Raw genomic sequence first — 24,230 nt, 5'->3', positions numbered from 1 at the left:
GAGGACCTCGATCTTGAAGGACTGGACCAGCGCGGGAAGAATGGCAGACGCGCTGCTATCCGTGCAGACAAACTGCGATTATAACACGCGCGAAATGGCCGTCACCGCAGCGGTTGTCCTTGCCTGGCTCTTGACCGAAACGTATAGACCACAGCCAGCAGCGGCGGCGCCAGCAGCACTCCCCAGAAGGGAATCAGGATGCCCAGAACAATGGGCGCGAGAATCGAGGCCCAGATGGGCACCCTGGCCGTACGCTTGAGCAGGTAGGGCTGAAGCAGCAGGCCGTCTACGACGACGATACCGGCATAGAGAATCAGGACGTGGGCCGCCCCTTCCCAGCCGGAACTCCAGCCGGCCGCCAGCGCCGGGCCGATCAGTCCGAGTACCGGGCCGAGATGCGGAATGTACTGGAGTACTGCGGCCAGCACCGCCCACAGCGGCGCCCAAGGCACACCCAGAGCCAGGAGTCCGGCCAGCCACAGCAGGCCAACCAAGACCGCGTCCAGGGTCTGGGCTACGAACCAACGCCACAGGCCAGTGGCGGCAGTGCGCACGTGCTGTTCGAACTCGTTCACCGTGGTACTCCTTATTGTGCTCCGGTTGTAAACCCCTCGGAGCGTCAATCCGTCCAATAGCAGTGACGGAAGCATCGTGGCCATCTTGGAGAGGGCGCTGACAACGGCGGGGCTGGCGCGGGTGGCGCAAGGCATTGCGCCGGAGGAGTTCGACGCCATCGTCCGGCAGCATCAGCAGCGTATCTATCGCATCCTGCTCGCACTGCTGCGCGATCCGGACGAGGCCGACACCCTTACCCAGGAATGCTTCCTGCGTGCCTACCGCAAGCGAGGCAGCTTCCGCGGCGAGGCGGCAGTAGGGACATGGCTGGTGCGCATCGCCCTGAATCTGGCCCACGAGCAGCGCCGCAGTCCACGGGTGGCGTTCTGGCGGCGGTTGTTCCATCGCGACCGGGAAGAATTGCACAGGGTGGAACGAGCGGTAGCAGCCCACGAGCCATCGCCCGAGCAGCAAGCGTCGGCACGGCAGGAGGCGGCGGCCGTCTGGCAAGTGGTGGCAACGCTCTCCCCGCGGCAGCGGGCCATCTTCGTCCTTCGCTACGCGGAAGAGATGACGCTGAATGAGATCGCCCAGGCCATGGACCTCGAGGTCGGTACGGTCAAGGTGCATCTGTCGCGTGCGCTGGCCGCGGTGCGGCTGCGCCTGGGTGAAAGGAGGCAGACGTGAGGGAATCCGAACTATCCCACGATGAGCGCATGGCCACCGCGCTGGCGGCCTTTGCCGCATCGGTGCGTGAGCAGGGCGAGCGGCCGGAGGCGTATTGGTTCCGCCAGCGGGTCTGTATCGCGGACGGCATCGCACAGCACGAGCGCTCCTCTTCCCTGCGTTTGGCCTGGGCCGGAGCCCTGGCCGTGGTGACGCTGGCCGCGCTGATGGTCACCGGTTCGCAGCCGCCCATGCCGCGCGGAGTGGCATATGACCCCGACCACGACCTGCTGCTGCGCGTGGAGAATGCCACCCGACGTCCGGTGCCCAAGGCCCTGGACCCGGCACTGCTGCTGGCCCAGGAAATGGAACGATCGGCGCAGTCCCAGGATGCAAAACCGTAGTCAAACAGGAGAACAAACCATGAAACTCGCGTCAGTCCTGATCGGCCTCGCTCTAGCGGCACCCCTGATGGCCGCCCAACAAGGACCTTCCCCGGCTGCCAAACCGGCTCCGGCCGCGACTCCGGCCCCGGAGTGGCATCCGCGAGCGCGTACTCCGGCACCGCCGGAGCCGCCGGGTCAGCCGCATCCCCACGGTCTGGGCAAGTGGTGGAAGGACTCGAAGGTCGCCGCCGAGCTGCAGCTCAGCGAGGCGCAGATCAAGCAGATCGAGCAGACGTTCCTGGAGCACCGGCTGAAGCTGATCGACCTGCGGGCCAACCTGGAGCGCGAAGAGACCAAGCTCCAGCCCCTGATAGAGGCCGATCAGCCTGATGAGGCGCAGGTAGGCGCACAGGTCGATCGTCTGGTGGCCGCACGCGGCCAACTGGAAAAAGCCAATACCATGATGATGCTCGCCATCCGCAAGGTGCTGACGGTGGAGCAGTGGAAGAAGCTGCAATCCATCAAGGGCGAGCGCGACCGCGTGTTCTTCTTCCACGCCGCCCCGGCCCCAGCGGTCATGTCCCTGCCTCCGGGCGAGATGGAATTCGAGGAACCGCTCTAGACCTCACGAGGGCACGGCCCACCCGTGCCCTCATCCTCGCTCAGCCGCATTGGCCGCCGATGGTAGACTGAAACGTGGCAGCGGCCACCGAGGACAAGCGGCAATGAAGTTCGGCGTGGTGGTCTTCCCCGGCTCGAACTGCGAGCACGATGCCTGGTACGCCGTGGGGGCGGTCGCCCGGCAACCGGTCACCTACCTTTGGCACGACTCGGCCGATCTCGAGAACTGCGACGCCATCATCATCCCGGGCGGGTTCGCCTTCGGTGACTACCTGCGCACCGGGGCCATCGCAAGGTTCTCGCCGGTGATGGAGTCGGTGGCTCGCTTTGCCCGCGGCGGCGGCATCGTCCTGGGCATCTGCAACGGCTTCCAGATCCTGTGCGAAGCCGGCCTGCTACCGGGCGCACTGATGCGCAACGTAGGGTTGCGCTACATCTGCCGCCAGGTTCACCTGCGGGTGGAGAACGCGGACACGCCCTTCACCAATGCTTGCCGCAAGGGCGAGGTTTTGCAGATCCCCATCGGGCACATGGATGGGAACTACTTCTGCGATCCGCAGACGCTGGACGCCCTGCGGCGTGACGACCGCATCCTATTCCGTTACTCGACGCCGGAGGGCGAGGTCACGCCGGCCGCCAATCCCAACGGCTCGCTGGACAATATCGCCGGCATCTGCAGCGAGGGGCGCAACGTCTGCGGCATGATGCCCCACCCCGACCGCTCCAGCGAACTCCGGTTGGGTTCAGCCGACGGACTGAAGATCTTTCAGTCCATGGTCGCCGCCATGGCGACCAAGTAGCTACTTCGCGAACGCTTCCTTGTTCACCACGTACGGCATCCGGGTGACGTCGCCGCCATAGTTCCCTTCCAAGACGTCGATCAACCCTTGAATGCAGCGGCCGGCCATGCCCTTATCGGGGTCGGTGGAGAGCCGCGTGATGCGGGCGCCGGACGCGAAGTGGTGGAAGATGCGGCAGCGGTCCCAGATCTCGGGGTCGCGCAGGGGCGAATCCGGCGGCAGAGGCTCCTTCTCGAACACGTCAAGAGCCGCCCCGGCAATCCAACGCTCCTTGAGCGCGCGCGCCAGTGCCCTCTCATCTACCACCGGCCCACGCGAGGTATTCACCAGGTAGGCCGTCGGCTTCATCAGGCGCAACGTTCGCTCGTTTACCAGGTGATAGGTGGGCGTCTCGCTCTCCCCTTCCCGCAGCAGCGGCACGTGCAGGCTGATGTAATCGGCCTCGCGCAGCGCCTCCTCCAGCGTCACATACCTGATCCAGGTCTTCTCCTTCTGCAGGCCGCGCGCGTGCCGCAGATCCATCAACTCCTGGATGGATTCGACGAAGGCATGGTTCTGGTACACGGGGTCGTAGCACAGCATGTTCATGTCAAAACCGGAGGCCTTCTTGATCAGCGCCAGCCCGATGCGCCCCGTGCCGATGACGGCCAGCGTCTTGCCGGTCACTTCATCGCCGAGGAACGGCAGGAAGGGATGCCACGAGCGCCACTTGTTTTCGCGCACCAGGTGCTCGCTCACCCACAGCTTCCGCGCTACCGAGGCAAGGATGAAGAAAGCGAACTCGGCCGTGGCCTCGGTCAGTACATCCGCCGTGTGCGTAAAGGGGATCTTGTGGCGGTTGGCGGCGGCGCGGTCGATGTTGTCGAAGCCGACGGCGTCCTGCGCCACCACCTTGAGCGTGCCCGCACCCGCCGCGAACACTTCCGCATCAATCGGGTCGCGCAGCGTGGTGATGAGGCCGTCGATGCCGGAGCGCACTTTTTCCAGGATCAGCAATTTCGGCGGCGCCTCCGGGCTGGGATAGACCTCGAGCTGGTAGCCGCGCTGGCGCAGCAGGTTCTCGGCGTCCTCGCCGATGTGGCAGGTGGCAAACACACGGAAGCGGGGGTGGTCGCTCATGGTCCTCTGCAACGGGAGTTTTCTCTGCCGGGATGCAGAAGGCGGCCGGGGCTCACCGACGCGCCGGGCCGCTAGGGATGGGATTCTATCGTACCGCCGCCAGATGTTCCTCGCAGGCGTGCGCTCTCTTGATGCGCATGAGCTCGGCCGCCTTGTGGGCGATGTGCTCGGCGCTGACCTCGAACTCTTTGATCAGTTCCCAGGGAGCGCCCGATTCGCCGAAGCGGTCCTTCACCCCTATGGCTCCGGTGAGCACCGGCAGGCCATACAGGTCCGCGCGTTCCGTCAGGATGCCGCTGACCCGCCACGCCAGAGCGCCGATCTGGTGCTCTTCGGCGGTAAGGACAATCCCGGTCTCGCGCGCCGCGCGCACCAGGGCGGCTTCATCGATCGGCTTCAGCGTGTGCAGGTTGATCACCCGCGTCTCGTAGCCGAACTCCCGTTTGAGAATGTACGCGGCGCGCATGGCCTCCGGCACCATGGGTCCGCAGGCCACGATGGAAAGGTCCTCCTGCTCGTCGGGGTAGTCGCTCGCCAGAACGGTCTCGAAGGCGTCGGCAAACTGATTCGCCTCGCGCCGCAGCCGGATGACGTTGGCCTTGCCAAAGACGAAAGGAGTCTCCGGCCCGGTGACAATGGGCGTCGCCTCCCGCGCGAAGCGCAGGAACTTGGGCCCCACATGCTGCAGTAGCAGGTAGTTCGAGGCTTTCCTAGTCTCGACCGCGTCACACGGCACCACCACTACCATGTTGGGCATGCCGCACATGGCGAACAGGTCCTCCAAGGCCTGATGCGTCGCGCCGTCGGGTCCGACGGAGACGCCGCCGTGCGCTCCCGCGACGAACACATTGAAGTTGCCGTAGCAGACCGAGACGCGCAATTGATCCAGGTTTCTCGCCGCCGCGAACGTGCTGTAGGTGCCGAACACCGGCAGCTTCCCTTCCTTCGCTAGCCCCGCAGCGGCGGCGGTGGCAGATTGCTCCGCGATGCCCAGGCTGATCCAGCGCGCTTTGCGCTCCGGCTTGCCGGCGTAGAACTCGCTGATGGTGATGGACCCGGAGATGTCCAGGCCGAGGCAGACCACGCGCTCGTCGTCCCCGTTCTCTTGCAAGGACTGCCCGAAGCCCTTGCGCGTGGGCTCCATCTTCACGCGCATGGTCTGGCCCGCATTCCACCAGTAGTCGCGACTGAACTTGGGCAGCTTGGCGGCCAATTGCGCTTCGGCCTCAACCTGATATCGGCGGGCCTTCTCCAGCAGATCCTGGTGCGGGACCTTGTCCAGCAACCCCAATTCTGTCAGGCCCTGCAGCATCTCCTCATGGTTGGGAGCCTTGCCGTGCCATCCGGCGACGTTCTCCATGAAGCTGACGCCCTTCCCCTTGACGGTTTCAGCGATGATCAGAACCGGCTTGCCGCGACCTGCTTTGGCGGTCTCCAAAGCCTCAATGATCTCGCTCATATCGTGGCCGTTGATGCGCAGCACCTCCCAGCCAAAGGCGCGGTACTTGGCTTCCAGAGGCTCGATGTTCATCACCTCGGCTACCGGGCCGTCGATCTGCAGCCGGTTGCTGTCAACGATGCCAATCAGCTTTTCCAACTTGTAGTGAGCCGCTTCCATGACCGCTTCCCAGATGTTGCCTTCCTGCTGCTCGCCGTCTCCCATGATGCAGAAAGTGTTGTAATCCTTGCCCTTGAGCTTGCCCGCCAGAGCCACGCCTACGGCAACGCTCAGGCCCTGGCCGAGCGACCCGCTCGATACCTCCACGCCCGGCACCTTCAGCCAATGCGGGTGCCCCTGGTAAGGCGAGTACAGCTTGCGGAGCGTTACCACCTCCGCGGGAGGGTAAAAGCCAGCGAAGGCCAGGCCGAGATAAAGCGCCGGCGCCTTGTGCCCTGCGGACCAAATGATGCGGTCGCGGTCTTCCCATTCAGGATTCGCTGGATCGTGGTCCGCCACCTTGAGATAGAGGGCGGCCACGATGTCCAGGATGGAGAGGGTTCCACCAGCATGTCCGGAGCCGGCAGCGCACAGCACCACCAAGTCATAGCCACGCATCAGGTTGGCCAGCTCGGTCAGCTCTTCGATGGAATAGTCCCGGATGCGCTTCCCTGACTTCGAATCCACAAGTGCCATAGATCTCCCCCAGCAGGCAAACTTCACCCGCTGGCCAAGCCTAGGACGCCTGGTGCGGCAGGCGCGGTGAGCAAGGTCACAGAAGAGCGTGATGAGCCCGGGCGCGCCAATTTCGCTCTGTTCCAGGGCTGAGGAATCCGGGATCGGCGTCGGTTGGGTGGCCGCTTCAGACCTTCTTCTTTTTGGTCCAGTCTTCGATGCGGTCCAAGGCCTTTTCGAGGTTCTCGATGGAGTTGGCGATGCTCAAGCGAAGATAGCCTTCACCGAATTTGCCGAACGCGGTGCCCGAAAGAACGGCCACTCCGGCTTCTTCGAGCAACGCGTCCGCCAGTTTCTTGGAGGGCCAGCCTGTGCCGGTGATGTTGGGGAAGACGTAGAAGGCGCCGCGCGGCGTGCGACAGGTGAAGCCCGGGATGCGATTGAGGCGCTCCACAACGACATCGCGGCGGCGGCGGAACTCGTCGCACATCTTGCCCACCGAGCTTTGGTCTCCGCGCAGCGCTTCGATCCCCGCCACCTGCGTAAAGCTGGCAGTGCAGGAAGTGGCGTTGGTCTGCAGGCGAGCCACCTGGGTGGCCAGGTCGGCGCGCATCACACCATATCCCATACGCCAGCCGGTCATGGCGTAAGTCTTGGAGAAGCCGTCCAGCAGGATGACCCTGTCTTTCCACCCGTCGAGCGAAAGGATGGAATGGTGCTGACCGTCGAAGATCAAGCGGCTGTAGATTTCGTCAGAGAGCACCATGATGTCGCGGTCGCCGATGGCGCGGGCAAGGGCGCGCAGGTCGCCTTCCTCCAGCATGCCGCCGGTCGGGTTCTGCGGCGAGTTCAGGATGACCAGTCGGGTCCGGTCCGTGATGAGGGAAGCGAACTCGTCCACGTCCAGGCGGAAGTCCATCTCCTCACGCAGGCGGATGGGCACCGGCGTCGCGCCCAGGAACTCGATCATAGACTCGTAGATGGGGTAGCCCGGGTTGGGATAGATGACCTCATCTCCTTCTTCAACCAATGCCAGGATGCTGAAGAAAATAATGGGCTTGCCCCCGGGTACTACCACCACTTCGTCCGGCGAGACAGAGACGTGCCGGGTGCGGCTGACTTCTTCTGCGATGGCCTGGCGCAGTTCGGGCAGTCCGGCCGCGGGCCCGTAGTGGGTCCAGCCACTCTGCAGGGCATCCACACCCGCTTCGACGATGTTGACCGGCGTATCGAAGTCCGGCTCGCCGATCTCCAAGTGAATGACATCGCGACCCTTGGCCTCGAGCGCGCGGGCCCTCACCAGCACCTCGAAGGCCGTTTCGGTGCCCAACCGTGCCATACGACGGGCCAGGCGCAACTCGGTTTGCGTGGTGCGAGCCATGAGACTCGCCATTATAGCGCGCGGAACACCCCAAGGCCGGTGACCAATCGGGTCCGCCGGTATCGGGAATCGTGATATGCTCGCCCGCTCCGGGAACATAGCGGCGAGGAATTTGGCTTCATATCACAAAGTACTTGACAACAATCAAGGAAACCTTCATGCTCTCCAAACCGGAACCCGAGCCCATGGAGCAGGCGCCCGCCTATCGCAGTCCGCACGAGGAGCTGGCCTACATCCGGCGCACACTGGATGCCGCCGGCAGGCTCTCCAGCGTCTCCGGCCGCGGCCTGGTGATGATCGGGTTCCTGGGGCTGGGCGCCGTGGCCGTCAACGCCTTGGCGACCGGAGCACCCTGGCAGGCAGGCGCCGGCATGGAGGCGCTGGGCGTGTGGGCCGTGTGCCTGGTGGCCTCGTTCGCCGTGGGCGTCGCCAGCATGGATCACAAGGCCCGCCGCATGGGCCAGCGCCTGTGGACGCCGGTGCTGCAGAAGGCGCTCTGGAGCTACGCCTCGGCCATGGCGGTGGGAGCCATCCTGAGTTTCGCCGTAGTGCGCGCCGGAAGGCCGGCGCTGCTCCCTGCCCTGTGGATGGGCTGCTATGGCGCTGCCCTTACGTCCACGGGAGTGTTTTCCGTTTCCCCCGTACGCTGGATGGGCATCTCGTTCCTGATTCTTTCCCTGATTGCGGCGCTGGCTCCGACGTCGGCCGGACTGGCTCTGCTGGCGCTGGGTTTCGGCTGGCTGCACATCGGCTTCGGCGCCTACATCGCCCGGAGGCACGATGGCTAGGCGCAAGCACCCGCCCGTACCGGGCGCGCTCGACCAGTTGATCCACGAACGCCTGCGTTTGGGGATCGTGTGCACCCTGGCCGTGCAAGACTCGCTCTCCTTCACCGAGCTGCGCGACCTGCTGGAAACCACCGACGGCAACCTGAGCGTGCAGGCCCGCAAGCTGGAGGAGGCGGGTTACATCCGTTGCTCCAAGCGCTTCGAGGAACGCCGGCCGCGGACGACCTACCGCCTGACTCCCAGGGGCCGCGCCGCGCTCGAGGACTACCTGCAGACCTTGTCGGACATGTTGCCGCCGCTTGAGCAGGTGCGGCATTCCTCCGCCGCCCGCCGCTCCCCGCTGCGTCCCGTCCCCGCCGAAGGTTAACCGATGCCCGAGTGCACAAGCCCTTCCAGGTGCCGGCACACACTTTACGTCATAAAGTCTAGACCTCCATTTCCGGTGTCCAACTCTCCTGTTAGCCATGCAATCCGACGACAAGGAGCCGTTCTCCCATGTTCAAACGAATCGCCGCGCTGGTGTTCATCTTTGTTTGTACCTCTGTCGCCTGGGTCATCCTGGGCTCGACTATCTTCGCCCGCACATATGACACCTCCAGCCGCCTGAAGGGCGCCGTGGCCTCCACCTGGGGCGCGGCGCAGGAGCAGCGCCCGCCGACGGCCACGTATTTGCGCAGCGAGTCCCGCACTGATGTCTCGCTCGTGGATGGCAGGAAGGTAGAGCGCGAATACCAGACCCGCGTGCCCGTGCCGCTCGAACTGGTCAGCAGCCGCATCGACGTTGGCCTTGACCTCGAGCACCGGCAGAAAGGTCTGCTCTGGTACAGCACTTATCGCGTCGCCTACGCGGGAACCTATGGCTTCCGCAATCCCGGAAAAGACCCTCAGTCGGTCCGCTTCGCGCTCAAGTTCCCTGCCGCGCAGGCCATCTACGACGATCTGATCCTGGAAGTGGACGGCAAGGCGTATCCCGTGACCCAGGAAGAGGGGAGCGCGGTGGTAGAAGCTCCGGTCGAGGCCGGCAGGACCGCGCTGTTGCGCGTCGGCTACCGGTCGCAGGGGATGGACGCATGGCGTTATCGCCTGGGCGACGAAGTGGCCCAGGTGCGCGATTTCGAACTGCGCATGCGCACCAACTTCAAGGCCATCGACTTCCCCGAGAACACCCTCTCTCCCACCACCAAGCACGAGACTGCCGAGGGATGGGAACTGGCGTGGAACTACCGCAACCTGGTCTCCGGCTTCCAGATCGCCATGCCCATGCCGGAAAAGCTGCAACCCGGCCCGCTGGCCGGGCAGATCAGCATGTTCGCGCCCGTTTCCCTGTTCTTCTTTTTTTCCTGATGTTCATCATCACTACCCTGCGCTCCATCGACCTGCATCCTATGAACTACTTCTTCCTGGCGGCGGGGTTTTTCTCCTTTCACTTGCTGCTGGCTTACCTGGTGGACCACATTTCCATTCACCTGGCTTTCGTCATCTGCTCCGTGGTTTCCGTGTTCCTGGTGGTCAGCTACCTGCGGCTGGTCGTAGGACTCAGATTCGCCGCGGTCGAGGCCGGAGGCGCGCAACTCATCTACCTGGTACTGTTCTCCTACGCCTTCTTCTTCTAGGGCTTCACCGGGCTGACGGTGACCATCGGTTCCATCCTTACCCTCTTCGTGGTGATGCAGATGACCGGGCGCATCCGCTGGGAGGAACGCTTAGCGCGCCAGCCGGCGCGAGCGTAGGTCTTGTGCAACCCGATGGGCGAACAGGTATGATGGGCCGAGGGGACTTGCTGCGGCCGGGCGGTCGCGAACCGCCGCACTTTGTCTGACGTATCCTTCTGGGGCGAGGAAGGATGAGCCGCAACCTCGGACTGGCCGAACCCGCTGTGGTGGCGCTGGAGACGATGCGCTCCCACAAGCTCCGTTCCTTCTTGATGCTGCTGGGCATCATCCTCTCGGTCTCCACCCTCATCCTGGTGGTTTCGCTGATCGAGGGCACGAATCGCTACATTGCCGACCGAGTGGCCAATCTGGGCTCGAACGTCTTTCTGGTGAACCGCTTCGGCCTGATCACCAGCGCCGAAGAGTTCGTGAAAGCGCAGCGCCGCAACCGGGAGATCACCTGGGAAGATTACGAGGCGCTGCGTGACCACCTGAAGCTTCCTAAAGCCGTGGGCGTTGAAGTCCGCACCCAGGGCGTCGTGAAGGCGGGCGGCGAATCGCTCGAGGACATTGACATCCGCGGCGTCACCGCCAACATCGGCGAGATGGACGTGGAGGAACCCGCCACCGGACGCTACATCTCCGATGCCGACAACGACCACCGATCGCCCGTGACCTTCATCGGGTCGGAGGTAGCCCTGCGCCTCTTTCCCCATGTCGACCCCATCGGACGCACGCTCGATATCGACGGCCGCCCCTATGAGATCGTGGGCGTGGCCAAGCCCCTGGGCAGCGCGCTCGGCCAGTCCCAGGATGGCTTTGTCTACATTCCCATCCAGACGTGGCGCAAGGTATACGGCGCGCACCGCAGCCTTTCCATCAACGTGCAGGCCCGCGGCGCCGAGTGGATGGCGCGCACGCAGGACGAAGCGCGCGTGCTCATGCGCGCCCGCCGCCACCTGCGTCCGGACGAAGAGGACAATTTCGGCATCCTCGGCTCCGCCACGCTCATGGACCTGTGGCGGCAGCTCACCGGCGTCATCGCCACCAGCATGGTGGGTGTGGTGTCGGTCTTCCTGGTCATCGGCGGTGTGGTGATCATGAACGTGATGCTGGCCAGCGTGACCGAGCGCACGCGTGAGATCGGCATCCGCAAATCGCTGGGCGCACGGCGCAAGGACATCCTGCTGCAGTTCCTCGTGGAAGCCTCCGTCATGGCAGGCTTCGGCGGGTTGCTGGGCGTGACTGCGGCCTGGCTGCTGGCCCTGGTGGTCGGCGCGACTACGTCCATCCCCATGGCGGTACCGCTGGCGGCGGTGATCATTGCCCTCGGCGTTTCCACCGCCGTCGGTCTGTTCTTCGGCATTTATCCCGCGCATAAGGCCTCGAAGCTCGATCCCATCGAGGCCCTGCGCTTCGAGGTGTGACGTGCGCATCGCTCTGGGTGAGAACTCGCGCATGGCGCTGGACACGTTGCGCCAGCACAAGACCCGCTCCGCCCTCACCGTGCTGGGCGTCGTCATCGGCATCACCGCGCTGATCGCGGTCTCTTCCATCCTGGTGGGACTGGATCGGGACATCCGTGTTTTTCTCGATGACTTCGGCTCCGACACCCTGTTTGTCTTCAAGTTCAGCCCGGGATTCCGCGCCGGCCGACTGACCGCCGAAGAGCGCACCCGCAAGCCTTTGAGTTTGGAGGACGCCCTGGCCATCCGGGAGTCGTGCCCCGCGGTGAAGAATGTGGCGGTGCAGGTGCTGGCCCGCATCGGCGAGCGCGGCCCCGGCCGGCAGATCGCCCGCTACCGCGGCAAGGAGGTCTACGACGTCATCCACCGCGGCACGACGGTCTCCTACGAGCAGGTGTTCAACGCGCACGTGGAGAAGGGACGGTTCTTCACCGCCTCCGAGGACCTGCACAAGGCCGACGTGGTCGTCCTGGGTCACGACCTGGCGGAGGCGCTGTTCCCGACCGAGGATCCCGTCGACAAGACGCTGCTCATCTCCGGAATCTCCTATCGCGTAGTGGGCGTCATCCAGAAGCGCAAGGGACAATTCCTGCGTAACGACGCCGCCGACAAGGTGGCCCTGGTTCCCTACGGCACCTACCACAAGCACTTCCCTGCCGACGACGAGCACTTCATTGGCGTGCTGCCTTATGCCGGACAGAAGGCGGTAGCCGAAGACCAGGTGCGGGAACTGTTGCGTCGCCGCCGCCGCGTGCCTTTCGACCAGCCGGACAACTTCGGCATCTCGAGCGCGGAAGAGATTGCCACGCAGTTCCGCCAGATCACCGGGGTGGTGGCGCTGATTACCGCGGCGGTCAGCTCGATCGGCTTGCTCGTGGGTGGCGTGGGCGTGATGAACATCATGCTGATGTCGGTGACCGAGCGCACGCGCGAGATCGGCGTGCGCAAGGCCATCGGCGCCCGCCGGCGCGACATCATCTCCCAGTTCCTGACCGAAGCCATGACCCTGACCGGCGCCGGCGGCGTAATCGGCGTGCTGTTCGGACTCTCCATCAGCGGGCTCATCCACGCCTTCCTGCCCTCGCTACCTTCGGTAGTACCGCTGTGGGCGGTCGTGGCCGGCGTCGTCACTTCCATGAGCGTCGGCCTGTTCTTCGGGATCTACCCCGCCGTGCGGGCGGCGCGCCTGGACCCGGTGGTGGCGCTGCGCTACGAGTAATCCCGGCCATTACTTGGCGTGCCTCTCCAGGTAGTCCACGACCGCGGTCGCCATGGTCCGCGCGCCGATGGCCAGGCTGTCTTCGTCGATGTCGAAATCCGGGGTGTGGTGGGCAGCAGTGATGCCCTTGCTCTGGTTGCCGGCAGCCACGAAGAAAAAAAAGCCCGGGATAACTTTCTGGAATTCGGCGAAGTCTTCTGCGCCCATCTGCGGGGGCCGCGTCAGGACGTGCTCGGCGCCCGCGGCGCGCCGCAGCGCCGGCAGCATCTCTTCCACCAGCTTGGGGTCGTTATAAGTCACCGGGTTACCGAACTCGTATTCCAGTTCGAAGGTTGCGCCGTTGGCGCGGGTCACGCCCTCGAGCGTTTGGCGCATCAGGTCGGGGATGCGTTTGCGCACCTCCTCGTTCATGGTGCGCACGGTGCCTTCCAGCTCCACCTGGTTGGGGATGATGTTGTTGCGGTTGCCGCCCTGGATGCGACCCACGGAGATGACCAGCGGCTCCATGGTCGTAACGCGCCGGCTGCGGATGGTCTGCAGCGCCAGCACCGCTTCAGCGGCGGTGACGATGGGATCGATGCCGTCCTGCGGATAGGCGGCGTGCACTTGCTTGCCCCGGATGGTGATCTGAAAGCGGTCGGACGCCGCCAGCGCCGGCCCGAAGTTGTAGAACACCGAGCCCACTTCGTACTGCGACCAGAGATGCAATCCGAAGATGACCTCCGGGCGGGGATTCTCCAGCGCGCCCTCTTTGATCATGAGTGCGGCACCGCCTTCTTCCCCGGCGGGCGGGCCTTCCTCAGCGGGCTGGAAGATGAACTTGACCGTGCCGGGGATCTCGGCGCGCATCTCGGAAAGCACCGCCGCCACAGCCAGGCCGATGGCCACATGCCCGTCATGGCCGCAGGCATGCTTCACGCCCGGGTTCAGGGACTTGTAGGGAGTATCGTTGACTTCCTGCACGGGAAGCGCATCCATGTCGGCGCGCACCGCCACCACCGGCCCGGGGCGTCCGCCCTTCAGTAACGCCACAACGCCATAGCGGCCGACGCCGGTCTTCACTTCGTCCATGCCCAGCTCGCGCAGCCGCGCCGCCACTAGCTGCGACGTGCGCTCCTCCCGGTTGGAGAGTTCGGGATGCATGTGGAGGTCACGACGCGTCTCCACCGTCTTGTCGCGCAGGGCCTCTACAAGTTGGGCGATCCGCTGGTCGTGAGCGGCGGCACGGTTGACGGCTGGCTTGGAGCCTTTCGGGGCCGCTGCTTTCTGCGCCAGAGCCGGCAGCGTCATCAGCAGGAGCGGGAGAACAAGCAGGCGTTCGCGCACGGGAACTAATCTCCAGTCAAGGGGGATAAGAGAGTTGTTACCGTAACACCGGCGCTGGAGAATTTCTAGCACCGGCGCGTGATGGCGATGCCAGGGTGACGACGGTGGAACGAACCTGTAGCATGGCGTGGGCAGAAGACGCGCCAAGCGCGCTGCCCGCATCATGAGACTTTGGATATCGAGCCTGATCCTGATGACCGCCACCCACGTACCTCAGAGCCTGTCCGCGCAGCCCGCGGAGGCGCCCAAGCCGCCCGTGGCCGAGAAAGTCCCCAAAGTTGACGTCGTGCACGGCGACCAGCGAGTGGACGACTACTACTGGCTGCGCGAGAAGACCAACCCCGAGGTCCGTGCCTATGTCGAGGCCGAGAACGCCTACGCCGATGCCGTCCTCAAGCCCACCGCAGCCCTGCGGGAGAAGCTCTACAAGGAGATGGTCGGACGCATCCAGGAAACCGATGTCTCGGTTCCCTATCGCAAGGATGGCTACCTGTACTACACGCGTACCGAACAGGGAAAGCAGTACCCCATCTATTGCCGCAAGGGGGATCAGGACGCGCCCGAACAAGTGCTGCTGGATCTGAACGAGATGGCTCGGGGACATCAATATTTTGCGGTCAGCGCTTTTGAGGTCAGCGACGACGGCCGCTACCTGGCCTACTCGACGGACACTACGGGATTCCGCGTCTACACCTTGTACGTCAAGGACCTGGAGACCGACGCAATCATGCCGGAGCACCGGGACGATGTGGATACGGTCGCCTGGGCCGCAGACAATCGCACCCTTTTCTACACCACCAAAGACAGCGCCAAGCGTCCCTACCGCCTGTGGCGGCAGCGGCTGGGTGCGAACCAGGATGAGCTGCTTTACGAGGAAACCGACGAGCGCTTCAATGTGTCCGTCAACCGAACGCGTTCACGCCGCTATGTGTTCCTGACCAGCGCCAGCCTGACGGCCACCGAAGTGCGCTGGCTCCCCGCCAATCAGCCCGGCGGAGCCTGGCGTCTGGTGGCGGAGCGCCGGCCCGGCGTCGAGTACTACCTGGATCATCGGGGCGACCGGTTTTACATCCGCACGAACGACCGCGGCAGGAACTTCCGGCTGGCGGCCGCGCCCGTTGACGATCCGAGGCCGGAGAACTGGCAGGAAATCGTTCCCCATCGCCCGGACGTGATGCTTGATGGCATGCACTTCTTCCGCGACTTCTACGTGCTCGAAGAACGCGAAGGCGGGCTGCCGCAGCTCCGGGTGACTGACCTGCGCAGCGGCGAGACGCAACGGGTCGCTTTTCCGGAACCGGCCTATGAGATTTCCACCGAGAACAACGCTGAGTTCGAAGCCACCGCCTTCCGATATCTCTATGAGTCGCTGGTCACACCCAAGTCGGTCTTCGATTATGTGGTGAAGAAGCGCGAGTCGAAGCTGCTGAAGCGGACGCCGGTGCTGGGCGGCTATGACCCGGCGAACTATACTTCCGAACGCATCTATGCGACGGCTACGGACGGGACACGCATCCCCATCTCGCTGGTGTATCGGAAGGGGTCAAAGCGCGACGGCAAGCAGCCTGCGTATCTGCTCGGGTACGGCGCTTACGGCTGGGCGTACCCGGTCACGTTCAACTCCAATCGCGTCAGTCTGCTGGACCGGGGCGTGCTGGTCGCCATCGCGCACATCCGTGGCGGGGGTGAGATGGGCAAGGCGTGGCACGACCAGGGCCGCATGTTGCAGAAGCGCAACACGTTCACCGACTTCATCTCCGCCGCCGAGCACCTGGTGCGCGAGAAGTACACTTCGTCCGACCGGCTGGTGATCGAAGGCACCAGCGCCGGCGGCCTGCTGATGGGCGCCGTAACCAACATGCGCCCCGACCTGTTCAAAGCCGTGATCGCACGCGTGCCCTTTGTGGACGCCATCAATACCATGCTCGACTCCAGTCTCCCGCTCACCGTGCCGGAGTTCGAGGAGTGGGGCAACCCCGCCAAACCGGACGAGTACGCTTACATGAAGAGCTACTGCCCGTACACCAATCTGGCCGCGAAGGACTACCCGGCCATGTTCGTGCGCTCCTCCTTCAATGACAGCCAGGTGATGTATTGGGAGCCTACTAAGTGCGTGGCGAAGATGCGCTCGCTGCGCACCGACAAGAACCCGCTCCTGCTGCATACGCTGATCGAAGCCGGACACGGCGGCGCTTCCGGCCGCTACGACTACCTGCGCGAGTTGACCTATGAGTACAGTTTTCTGCTCTGGCAGGTGGGGATTCCCGAGTAGAAAGAATCTCCCAAGACAGAAGGCCATCCGCCCAGGTACGGGCGGATGGCCTGCAGGAACCGTTCCGGCCGCGGGTTGGCGCGCGGCGGAACGGCAAGCTTCAACGGTTGCCGCTGGTGGCAGCCGCCATGGGGCGTCCCATCAGCCGCTCCAGCAACCCGCGGCGCTGCGGCTCGCGGGACTGCTGTGCCGCCTTCGAGCTCAGGTCGTATCCGGTCAGGCGCGAGGCCAGGCCCAGGAACGATTTGGCAATCTCGGAGGAGTTCTGCTGGCTGACCGGAATGCCGCTCTCGATGGAGCCTGAAACCGTCTGGTACTGGTTCTGCAGCTTCCACAAGATGCGGCAGCGGGTGGCGGTTTCCACGTCCTCGTCGGTGACGCCGGGAACCTTGTGATAGCGGTTCAGCACCAGGCGCACCTTCTCCGCGCCGGCGGTCTCGCTCAGGAAGGCCTGCATCTGCGATGCGCTCCACAGAGAGGCCATGTCCAACTGGCTGACCATGAGCACGTGATCGGAGAAGTTGCAGACCGCGCGCATCGCCAGGTCCATGCGGGACGACAGGTCGATCACCGTGTAGCTGTAATGCGTCACCATCAGGTCCAGCAGGCGGGCCAGTTCCTCGGCCGAAGGTTCAGCGTATGGCTTGCTCGGAGCCGCCAGCAGGCGCACCCCGCTGTGGCACTCGGTCATAAAGCCTTCCAGCAGCGCCTGGTCGATGCGATGCAGGTTTTTCAGCGCGTCGACGATGGTGAAGCTGGGCTTCACGCTCAGGTGAAGCGCGGCGTGGCCCATTCCGGCCAGATCCACCAGGGCGACGCGGCCATGGGCCGAGCCCAGGGCCAGCGCGGTGTTCACCGCCACCGTGGTGGCGCCCGATCCGCCCTTGGCGTTCACGACCGTAACCACCTTGCCGCGTGTGCTCGAATCGCGGCCGTTGCGGCTCGCCGAGAGCCGGCTGTAGGCCTCCAGCAAGTGCGCCGTGCTGATGGGCCGCTCCAGGTACTCGATGGCGCCGGCTCGCATCGCAGTCACGATCACCTGGGGCTTGTCCATGCGGCCGATGGCGAATACCGCCGTCTCCGGCAGCTCGCGCTTCACCAGTTCGATGGCGCGCAGTGCCGGCATCGGGTCGCCGCCGGGAATGTCCATGAGAATCACATCGGGGTTCGCCAGCGCGAGCTGGCGCATCGTCGAATCACTGGAGGCCGCGGGGTAGTTCTCTCCGCGCAGCACAGTGCGGAACATGCCGGCCGCGTTCGCCTGTTCCTGCAACAGGGTGCGCTGCTCGCTGTCCGAAGCCAGGATGCCAACCGTCAAGGTCTTCATTATCCGGGTCCCTCCTCGAACCCTTCGCAACGCAGAGTAGGGCCACCCGAGAATTCACTCAAGATAACCGGGGTAATGCGGGTAACGAAACTTTGGTGACCGCTGTAAGTCGCTGGTGCGGCAAGCGTTAGAGGCTCAGGACGATAGGGCGTTGCGACTCTCTCTTGCGCCAAAGGATTTCAGCCGCCGGTAGGTACAGCCTGAGCCAGGCTGGCTGAAGTCCCGCGGCGGACCAGGAGAATGGCCGCCAGAATCAGCGTTCCCGAGAGCAAGATCCTTCCGCTCAGGGTTTCGCCGGCCAGCCACCACCCCAGCAACACCGCTACTACCGGGTTGGTATAGGTGTGGGTAGCGATTAGCGTGGGAGAGACGTGGTCGAGCAACCAGTTGTAGGCGGTGAAGGCGACCAGCGAACCCAACACAATCAGGTAAAGCAGGCTCAGCGCCGAACGCGATGGGATGGCCCCGAGGTCCAGGTTACGATGCTCGCCCGTCGCGAAGCCGGCCAGCCAGAGCAACGCGGCGCCCGAGATCATCGCCATGGCCGAGGTCAGAACGGGACTCCGCGGCAGGGCCGCCCGGCGCGAATAGACCACGCCTACTGCCCAGGAGAACGCACTTAGGAGAATGACCAGAGCGCCGGACACGTAGCCGGGCCGGGCTGCGAATCCGTTTCCTTGCACCAACAGAGCTACGCCTGCCACGCCCAGGACGAAACCGACCCAGGTGATGGCCCCTGGGCGGCGGCCGCCCAAGAGCAGCGGCGTGAGCAAAGCGATGAACACCGGCTCAATCGCTATCAGCACCGCGGCCAGCCCCGAAGGGACTACTTGTTCGGCCCAGTGCAGCCCACCATGGCTGATGAGGAAGTAGAGCGCCCCAAGAATCAGCGCGGAACGCCACTCCTGCAGGGTGGGCCGCTCCCCTCGCGCGCGCATCCCCAAATAGAGAATGATGCCCGCCACCAGATGTCGGGTGCCGGCAGTCAACAGCGGCGGAATGGTCTCCACCGCATAGCGGATGGCGAGATAGGTGGAACCCCATACGAGATGGATGGCCAGCAGCGAACCCGCGAACAGGAGCGGGGAGGGCCGCCCCGCCGTCTTGCCCAGAGAAGCCGAATGCGTGTTTTTAGCCACCGCCATGTATAACCGTCCAACTTCTGATTGCTGGTTATTAAGTCTGGGTCTTACCGTAACCTGTCAATGCCACGTTACAGGTTATAATGGATGTATGGCTCAACCGGAGGGATTCACTTTTGAGCTGACCGGTGGGGCGCTCTGCCTCGACTTCGTCAATACGCTCAACCATCGTGGCGAACCCGGGCGCGAAGAGGAGCTCCTTCCCAGCTACCGCCGCCTGCTGGCGTGGAGCCGCCAGGCGCGTGCTCTTCCCCGGCCTGAAGTGGCCCGGCTGGCACGGCTGGCGCGCGTCCACGCAGGACGGGCATCGTCGGCCCTGCGGCTAGCCACTCGTCTGCGCGAGGCGCTGTACCGCATCTTTTCGGCCGTGGCTGCGGGCCGGGCCCCCGCTGAGGCCGACCTGCGTCTGCTGAACGCCATGGCTGCCGAGGCGCTCTCACGCCAGTGGATCGTGCACCGCGAGCGCGGGTTCGTGTGGGAGTGGCGGCAGGCGGGCAGCGATCTGCGCCGCCCCCTGTGGCCGGTGGTGCGGTCGGCGGTGGAATTGCTGACGTCTGACGAGCGTCACCGTGTGCGCGAGTGCGCGTCCGCCACGTGTTCCTGGCTGTTTCTGGATCATAGCCGCAACCACAGCCGCCGCTGGTGCGACATGAAGGTGTGCGGCAACCGGGCCAAAGCTCGACGCTTCTACCGACGGGCCCGTTCGACTTACCGCAGCCGAAAGCGGGCTGCGCGCACTGCCTGAAAGGACGTTCGGGCAAAACCTCAGCTTCCCGCTCTGCCGTCCCAAGGAACTGTTTTTTCAAAGCGGCAGCGTGGGCGCACAATAGATGTCCCCGACCGAAGGAGGCAGATGCCCATGCCCGTCGCAAGCTCGTCTGATGTCGGCACCCTCGACGCCATCCTGCAGGCAATGTATGAAGTCATCTCCGGGCCGGCCGGAGAGCCGCGCGACTGGGACCGGTTCCGTTCGCTGTTCCTACCGGGGGCGCGCCTGATGCCGGTCGTCTCGCCGGCGGGGGAGCTGCCGCGCGTCCGGCTGCTGAGCCCGGACGACTACATTCGCCGGGTCGAGCCCATCTTCGCCCGCGAGGATTTCTGGGAGCGGGAGTCCAGCCGGGAGGTCGCGACCTTCGGACGGGTGGCGCACGTCCTGAGCCATTACGAGTCGCTCCGCAACCCCCAGGGCGAGCCCTTCGAGCGCGGCACCAACAGCGTGCAACTGTTCTGCGACGGGCAACGTTGGTGGATCGTGAGCGCCATTTGGAACACCGCGCGTAGCGAGTAGCTGACCTGGCGATGTGACACTTCGTATGGCCCCTGGGCCTTGGGACAATTCTCCAGGGTTGTGGTGGAGGCCCCGGGCAGATTCGAACTGCCGACACGCGGTTTAGGAAACCGCTGCTCTATCCAATCTGAGCTACGGGGCCTCAATCACTTACGAGCAAACTGACGGAGGTATCCACAAAAGCCTCCACAAAGCTCTACTGAACTCGCCTGGGTACTTCGGGTTGGGACTGCTTCCCCTCCCCACCTTCTGCGAGGCCCAGAGTTGCCAGGAGTTCGGGGTTGGCCTGCGCGATGGCCTCCACTGCTTGCAGTTTAGCCTTCTCCCGGGCGTTCGTATAGTAGGCCGTCATCTGCTCGTCCATGTGGCCGGCCAGGGCCTTGGTGACTGACAGCGGGATGTTCTGCTCCGCCGCGACCGTGATCGCCAGGTGCCGAAGCTGGTAGAACTGGAGCCCCTTCAGGGAGCTCACCACCTTCCGCATATCGGCCTCGCACTTCCGGCAGGCATCCACTGGGGGCTGGAGGAGCGCACAGGATGGACAGCGCACCGCCTCTGTGAGGCTTTTCCAGGCCGTGCGCCAGGTCTTTTGATGCTGTGTTGGGTCGAATGCGGCTCCTTTGCCAGCGCTGGCGTGCAGCGGATCGGATTGCCGCGTGTGGCGTGCGAGCTCAGTCGGCAATAGGTAGTGTTCCGGCGCATTGGCTCCGAGGTTCCGGGCTCGCTCCAGGAGGCGCTTCACCGCGTACAAGGCAACGGAGTTGAGCGGGATCTCGCGTTCGCCAGCATCCGTCTTGGTCGTGACCCGGCGAATGCTGATATAGGGCGGGTCCTCCTCCAGGTGGAGCGCACCCAGGGTCAGGCCGACGATTTCACAAGGGCGGCACGAAGAATTCGCGGCCAGCAAGGCGGTGAGCATTGCTACATCCCATCGCTTCTGCAAGCGCGCCCTCGCGACAAGCTCGTTGAACTGCTCGTTCGTGGGCGGGCGCCGGGGGCTCTTCCTGCTTACCGGCAGGGGCCGATAATAACGCTTCAGCGGCTCCCAGAGGTCCGCAGCCTTCAGGACGCAGCCGAGTACTAGAATCTCGTGGTTTATCGTCCGGCTGTGGCGACCTTCCTCGCGACGACGGCGTTGATAGGCGCGAAGGTCAAGGTACCCAAGACTCTGGAGTTTCCGGTGACCGAGATGGCGCGTCACCGCCCGCAGGTTGGTCTTGTAGCTGCGCAAGGTGTTCGCCGAGACATCGACCTTATCCAGCCAGTGGTCCACGGCCTGGGTGACGGTCATTCTGCCCATCAGGGTCGGGGTTTGATTTCCCTTCTCGAATCGCTTCTTCTCGTCCCTCGCGTCCTGCCGTTTACTCTTGCCCGTGCTCTTCTCCCGCCAGCGTCCTTCCCGATCCTTGTAGCGGAAGCAGAAGATGCCATTGCGCAGGTACAAGCCGTCCCTGCCCCTAGCCATGCCGCCCTCCCTCCTGAATCAATGTCGCCGCTTCGGCCGCGAAGTCCGCGCCACCACTTCCTTGGCCCGGCGTGCCCGTAGCTTCTTGCCGACCTCATGCCACCAGCGGCGCTTGGCCGCGCTCTTTGCGGGACCCGAGCACTTTGCCGAACAGTACCGTTGCCCCTTCTTGCGCCTGAAGAAATAGGGTGCCGGGCATTCTGGATTTGCACAGTGCATCGCTGTCGGCGCGAGTCTCGTGAAGTGGAAGAACACACGCTCCGCCTGCGCGAGCTCGGGTGCCGTTGCTGGTAGTGGAATCGAGTCAAAGCCGAACGCCTCGTGCAGGTCCTTGCGGCGTTGCCGCTCGGCTTCTACGTCGCGGAGTCGGATTCCTTCCTGCTCTCCAGCCTGCTCCTGGGCCAGCCGCCGCCAGTACTCGTAGGTGGCGCGCAGGCGGAAGATCAGCCACTCCCGCCGCCGAATATCGGGCTCATCCCATGCCTGCCGCAAGAGATTTCTGGCCTGCCCGATCTGGGCGGCGGTGAGGGGCCACAGCCTGCCCCGGCGCGGCGATGACCCCGCAAAGAGCATCGAGTGACGCTTCATGAACCGATTGCACGCGGCCACGGAGACGAGGTTAGGCCGCGATCCAGCGAGGTTGGCCCACTCGGCCAGAATGCGCGCCGCGCGCCGCGAGAATTCGTTTGCTAGAACCTGTTGCTTCATGGGTCGACTGAACTATTGCTAGACAATGAACCTCCCTTATGGCCAGCAGATGGCATGCTACCATTAAGAAGCAGAAAGGTGCAAGGGTTTTCCTGCTGCTCCCTGCTACACAGGGAACTGTATCGCTAATCGCTACTCTGCCTGTGGAAAACTTCTGTGGTAATTGTTCAGGCGAACGGAGGAGGTCTAATGACGAGTCCCACCCTGATTTCCCTGCAAGAAGGCGCTGCGACGCTCGGCGTCTCACCCTTTACCTTGCGGCGACTGGCTGCCCGTGGCGAGGTGAAGCTCATCAATATCGGCGGTCGTCGCCTGATCTCGACGGCGGAATGCGCGCGCATCGCGCGCGAGGGTGCTGGCCGTCCGAGGCCCAGAAAGCGGGGCGACTGCCAGTCGTGACGGCGGATGCCGAGAAACCGGCAGCGACCTCGCAGTGTAGCGTTCAGCGCCACACTGACAGATTCAAGTTCTCCGGGTATTGTTCCAGCACGATGGCCAACTATTCCGGTAGCGGCGACTAGGGGGGGGAATGGCACCGAACGTAGAGAAAGCGCTGGCGCGTGAGGAGCCTTTACTCGACTACCGCTCGGCGGCGCGGCTCCTGGGGGTTACGGTCGGGACGCTACAACACTGGATTTCTGGCGGCAAGTATGCGATCCCGCACATCCGGTGCGGGCGCCGTTTCATTCGATTCCGCCGTGCCGCGCTCGAAGAGTGGTTGAGGGCGCGGGAGCGCTAGGGATGGGCTTCTTCGAGACCCGCGACATCCTCATGGCCGCCTTCTTGCGCGTTCGCGGCCGGCGCCTCGTAGAACTGCGGCCGGGCGCGGATGCGCGGGCTGTGTTCGTGTTTGTCGACGAGCCGGGGATTGCCGCCGACGCCCAGGCGTTTCTTGCCGACGACCTGGTGCCGGTCCGGAGTCTCGCCCGCAACATGGCCCAGTTACGGAGCCGCTGCCGCGATCTGCGGCGCGGCCAGATGGAGGGTAATGGACAATACGCAGGATCGCGTTCCTTCTAGCGCGCAGCCCTGGCAGCGGGGGCGGTGCTGATGGCGCGCCACTGGATGCCGATGTACTGGGGCGACTACTTGGGCGACACGGCCCACCTTACCCAGGGACAACACGGTGCCTATCTTCTTCTGATCGCCCACTACTGGCGCAAGGGCAGCCTCCCTGCCTCGCCGGAGCAATGCTACAGCATTGCTAAAGCTTTGGATGAGCAAGGCAGGAGCAACGTGGATGCCGTGCTCGCCGAGTTCTTCCGTCGCGAAGGCGACTGCTACCGTCATGGCCGGATTGACCTGGAACTCGCGAAGGCAGCCGAAAGCCATGAGCGGCGGGTACTTGCCGGTCAGAAGAGATGGCAGAACGCCAAAGCGATGAATGAGCAATGCTCAAGCATTGCACCTAGCAATGCTCCTGCATTGCATGAGCAACCACAACCACATCCACAACCACATCCAGAATCAAAACCAAGAGTCAAAACCAAAGTCACCGGCAACGCTTTCGCGTTGCCCTCTTGGGTTCCTGCTGATGCTTGGCAAGCCTTCCAGGAGATGCGGTCGAGAATCCGGAAGCCGCTGACAGATCGTGGCCGGCAGTTGGTTGTTCGGGAACTTGAAAGGCTCAAGGCTCAAGGGCACGGCCCTGGTTCCGTGCTGGAGCAGTCTGTCCTTAACGGCTGGTCGGGCGTGTTCCCGATCAAGGGCCGTAATGACGAAGGCCCCGTGTATCCGCTTGCGAGCGAAGAGCGCAAGCGCGCCCTGGCGAGGCGTAGCGAGCCAACCGGCCCCACGGCGGACGAAATCCTGCGGAAGCAGCTTGGATTAAGCGAGGAGAGGCAACTGAATGGCCCAAGCTCCTGATGTTCGCGTAAGGCTGAGCGCCGAGGGCGTGCAAGAAGTTGTCAACGCTTTCAAGCGCGTGCAGGCCGAG

The 24,230-nt window shown here is 64.2% G+C and carries 25 protein-coding genes and 1 tRNA gene; 16 read left to right on the top strand and 10 right to left on the bottom strand.

Features of this window, described 5'->3' with window-relative positions; genetic code table 11:
• Positions 1–101 precede the first annotated feature (101 nt).
• Positions 102–650, bottom strand: coding sequence for an AI-2E family transporter (locus tag VNK82_06030; protein HXE90507.1), 549 nt, complete (start codon positions 648–650; stop codon positions 102–104).
• A gap of 1 nt (position 651) precedes the next feature.
• Here VNK82_06030 and VNK82_06025 point away from each other — a divergent pair, with 1 nt between their 5' ends.
• The 4 genes from VNK82_06025 (at position 652) to purQ (ending at position 3,028) form a co-directional block, all read left to right on the top strand.
• On the top strand, positions 652–1,242 hold the full coding sequence (locus tag VNK82_06025; protein ID HXE90506.1) for a sigma-70 family RNA polymerase sigma factor: 591 nt from the start codon (positions 652–654) through the stop codon (positions 1,240–1,242).
• Positions 1,239–1,625, top strand: coding sequence for a hypothetical protein (locus VNK82_06020; protein HXE90505.1), 387 nt, complete (start codon positions 1,239–1,241; stop codon positions 1,623–1,625). Before VNK82_06025 ends, VNK82_06020 begins: the two co-directional genes overlap by 4 nt.
• A gap of 19 nt (positions 1,626–1,644) precedes the next feature.
• On the top strand, positions 1,645–2,229 hold the full coding sequence (locus tag VNK82_06015; GenBank protein ID HXE90504.1) for a Spy/CpxP family protein refolding chaperone: 585 nt from the start codon (positions 1,645–1,647) through the stop codon (positions 2,227–2,229).
• A 103-nt stretch (positions 2,230–2,332) separates the two neighbouring features.
• Complete coding sequence (gene purQ, locus VNK82_06010) at positions 2,333–3,028, top strand: phosphoribosylformylglycinamidine synthase subunit PurQ (GenBank protein ID HXE90503.1); 696 nt, start codon at positions 2,333–2,335, stop codon at positions 3,026–3,028.
• Here the strand turns inward: purQ and VNK82_06005 are convergent, their stop codons facing one another.
• The 3 genes from VNK82_06005 to VNK82_05995 form a co-directional block, all read right to left on the bottom strand.
• Positions 3,029–4,147, bottom strand: coding sequence for a D-glycerate dehydrogenase (locus VNK82_06005; protein ID HXE90502.1), 1,119 nt, complete (start codon positions 4,145–4,147; stop codon positions 3,029–3,031). It lies immediately after the preceding gene.
• Positions 4,148–4,232: 85 nt separating this feature from the next.
• Positions 4,233–6,281 carry a transketolase gene (locus tag VNK82_06000; GenBank protein ID HXE90501.1) on the bottom strand — a complete coding sequence of 683 codons (2,049 nt, stop codon included), beginning with the start codon at positions 6,279–6,281 and terminating at the stop codon, positions 4,233–4,235.
• A 166-nt stretch (positions 6,282–6,447) separates the two neighbouring features.
• Positions 6,448–7,641, bottom strand: coding sequence for a pyridoxal phosphate-dependent aminotransferase (locus VNK82_05995; protein ID HXE90500.1), 1,194 nt, complete (start codon positions 7,639–7,641; stop codon positions 6,448–6,450).
• Between the two features lie 134 nt (positions 7,642–7,775).
• Between VNK82_05995 and VNK82_05990 the strand changes: the two genes are divergently transcribed.
• From VNK82_05990 to VNK82_05965, 6 genes are all read left to right on the top strand, one after another.
• Positions 7,776–8,429, top strand: coding sequence for a hypothetical protein (locus tag VNK82_05990; GenBank protein HXE90499.1), 654 nt, complete (start codon positions 7,776–7,778; stop codon positions 8,427–8,429).
• Complete coding sequence (locus VNK82_05985; GenBank protein HXE90498.1) at positions 8,422–8,796, top strand: transcriptional regulator; 375 nt, start codon at positions 8,422–8,424, stop codon at positions 8,794–8,796. Before VNK82_05990 ends, VNK82_05985 begins: the two co-directional genes overlap by 8 nt.
• A 128-nt stretch (positions 8,797–8,924) precedes the next feature.
• The gene (locus VNK82_05980; protein ID HXE90497.1) at positions 8,925–9,773 is read left to right on the top strand and encodes a hypothetical protein; all 849 of its coding nucleotides are present in this window, start codon (positions 8,925–8,927) and stop codon (positions 9,771–9,773) included.
• Positions 9,773–10,042: an inner membrane CreD family protein gene (locus VNK82_05975; protein ID HXE90496.1), complete on the top strand. Its 270-nt coding sequence runs from the start codon at positions 9,773–9,775 to the stop codon at positions 10,040–10,042. The genes VNK82_05980 and VNK82_05975 overlap by 1 nt, the downstream gene beginning before the upstream one ends.
• Before the next feature lie 230 nt (positions 10,043–10,272).
• Entirely contained in the window at positions 10,273–11,508 is a 1,236-nt protein-coding gene (locus tag VNK82_05970) for an ABC transporter permease (protein ID HXE90495.1), read from the top strand.
• Between the two features lies 1 nt (position 11,509).
• On the top strand, positions 11,510–12,766 hold the full coding sequence (locus VNK82_05965) for an ABC transporter permease (protein HXE90494.1): 1,257 nt from the start codon (positions 11,510–11,512) through the stop codon (positions 12,764–12,766).
• 9 nt (positions 12,767–12,775) lie between these two features.
• On the opposite strand, the gene VNK82_05960 is transcribed toward VNK82_05965, so the two are convergent.
• A complete protein-coding gene (locus VNK82_05960) occupies positions 12,776–14,092 on the bottom strand; it encodes an amidohydrolase (GenBank protein ID HXE90493.1) in 1,317 nt (438 codons plus the stop codon).
• A 193-nt stretch (positions 14,093–14,285) separates the two neighbouring features.
• On the opposite strand from VNK82_05960, the gene VNK82_05955 reads away from it, so the two are divergent.
• On the top strand, positions 14,286–16,364 hold the full coding sequence (locus tag VNK82_05955; GenBank protein HXE90492.1) for a S9 family peptidase: 2,079 nt from the start codon (positions 14,286–14,288) through the stop codon (positions 16,362–16,364).
• A 100-nt stretch (positions 16,365–16,464) separates the two neighbouring features.
• On the opposite strand, the gene VNK82_05950 is transcribed toward VNK82_05955, so the two are convergent.
• A complete protein-coding gene (locus tag VNK82_05950) occupies positions 16,465–17,691 on the bottom strand; it encodes an AAA family ATPase (protein ID HXE90491.1) in 1,227 nt (408 codons plus the stop codon).
• A gap of 179 nt (positions 17,692–17,870) precedes the next feature.
• Complete coding sequence (locus VNK82_05945) at positions 17,871–18,836, bottom strand: EamA family transporter (protein HXE90490.1); 966 nt, start codon at positions 18,834–18,836, stop codon at positions 17,871–17,873.
• Positions 18,837–18,924: 88 nt separating this feature from the next.
• Here VNK82_05945 and VNK82_05940 point away from each other — a divergent pair, with 88 nt between their 5' ends.
• Complete coding sequence (locus tag VNK82_05940) at positions 18,925–19,578, top strand: ABATE domain-containing protein (protein HXE90489.1); 654 nt, start codon at positions 18,925–18,927, stop codon at positions 19,576–19,578.
• A gap of 114 nt (positions 19,579–19,692) precedes the next feature.
• Positions 19,693–20,121, top strand: a complete 429-nt coding sequence (locus tag VNK82_05935) for a hypothetical protein (GenBank protein HXE90488.1) — start codon at positions 19,693–19,695, stop codon at positions 20,119–20,121.
• Between the two features lie 64 nt (positions 20,122–20,185).
• Here the strand turns inward: VNK82_05935 and VNK82_05930 are convergent.
• The 3 genes from VNK82_05930 to VNK82_05920 all read right to left on the bottom strand — a co-directional run bounded on the left by VNK82_05930 (position 20,186) and on the right by VNK82_05920 (position 22,294).
• Positions 20,186–20,263: transfer RNA gene (locus VNK82_05930), tRNA-Arg, on the bottom strand.
• A 54-nt stretch (positions 20,264–20,317) separates the two neighbouring features.
• Positions 20,318–21,565, bottom strand: coding sequence for a tyrosine-type recombinase/integrase (locus VNK82_05925; protein HXE90487.1), 1,248 nt, complete (start codon positions 21,563–21,565; stop codon positions 20,318–20,320).
• A gap of 39 nt (positions 21,566–21,604) precedes the next feature.
• A complete protein-coding gene (locus VNK82_05920; protein HXE90486.1) occupies positions 21,605–22,294 on the bottom strand; it encodes a hypothetical protein in 690 nt (229 codons plus the stop codon).
• 189 nt (positions 22,295–22,483) lie between these two features.
• On the opposite strand from VNK82_05920, the gene VNK82_05915 reads away from it, so the two are divergent.
• From VNK82_05915 to VNK82_05905, 3 genes are all read left to right on the top strand, one after another.
• Positions 22,484–22,693, top strand: coding sequence for a hypothetical protein (locus VNK82_05915; GenBank protein HXE90485.1), 210 nt, complete (start codon positions 22,484–22,486; stop codon positions 22,691–22,693).
• 342 nt (positions 22,694–23,035) lie between these two features.
• A complete protein-coding gene (locus VNK82_05910; protein ID HXE90484.1) occupies positions 23,036–23,314 on the top strand; it encodes a hypothetical protein in 279 nt (92 codons plus the stop codon).
• 30 nt (positions 23,315–23,344) lie between these two features.
• Positions 23,345–24,160, top strand: coding sequence for a DUF1376 domain-containing protein (locus tag VNK82_05905; protein ID HXE90483.1), 816 nt, complete (start codon positions 23,345–23,347; stop codon positions 24,158–24,160).
• Positions 24,161–24,230: the final 70 nt, after the last annotated feature.

The sequence above is a fragment of the Terriglobales bacterium genome (genome assembly GCA_035573675.1).
In the GTDB taxonomy this organism is placed as follows: domain Bacteria; phylum Acidobacteriota; class Terriglobia; order Terriglobales; family Acidobacteriaceae; genus DATMAB01.
The sequence above is the reverse complement of the archived record's forward strand: the minus strand, read 5'-3'. Positions and strand labels throughout refer to the sequence as shown.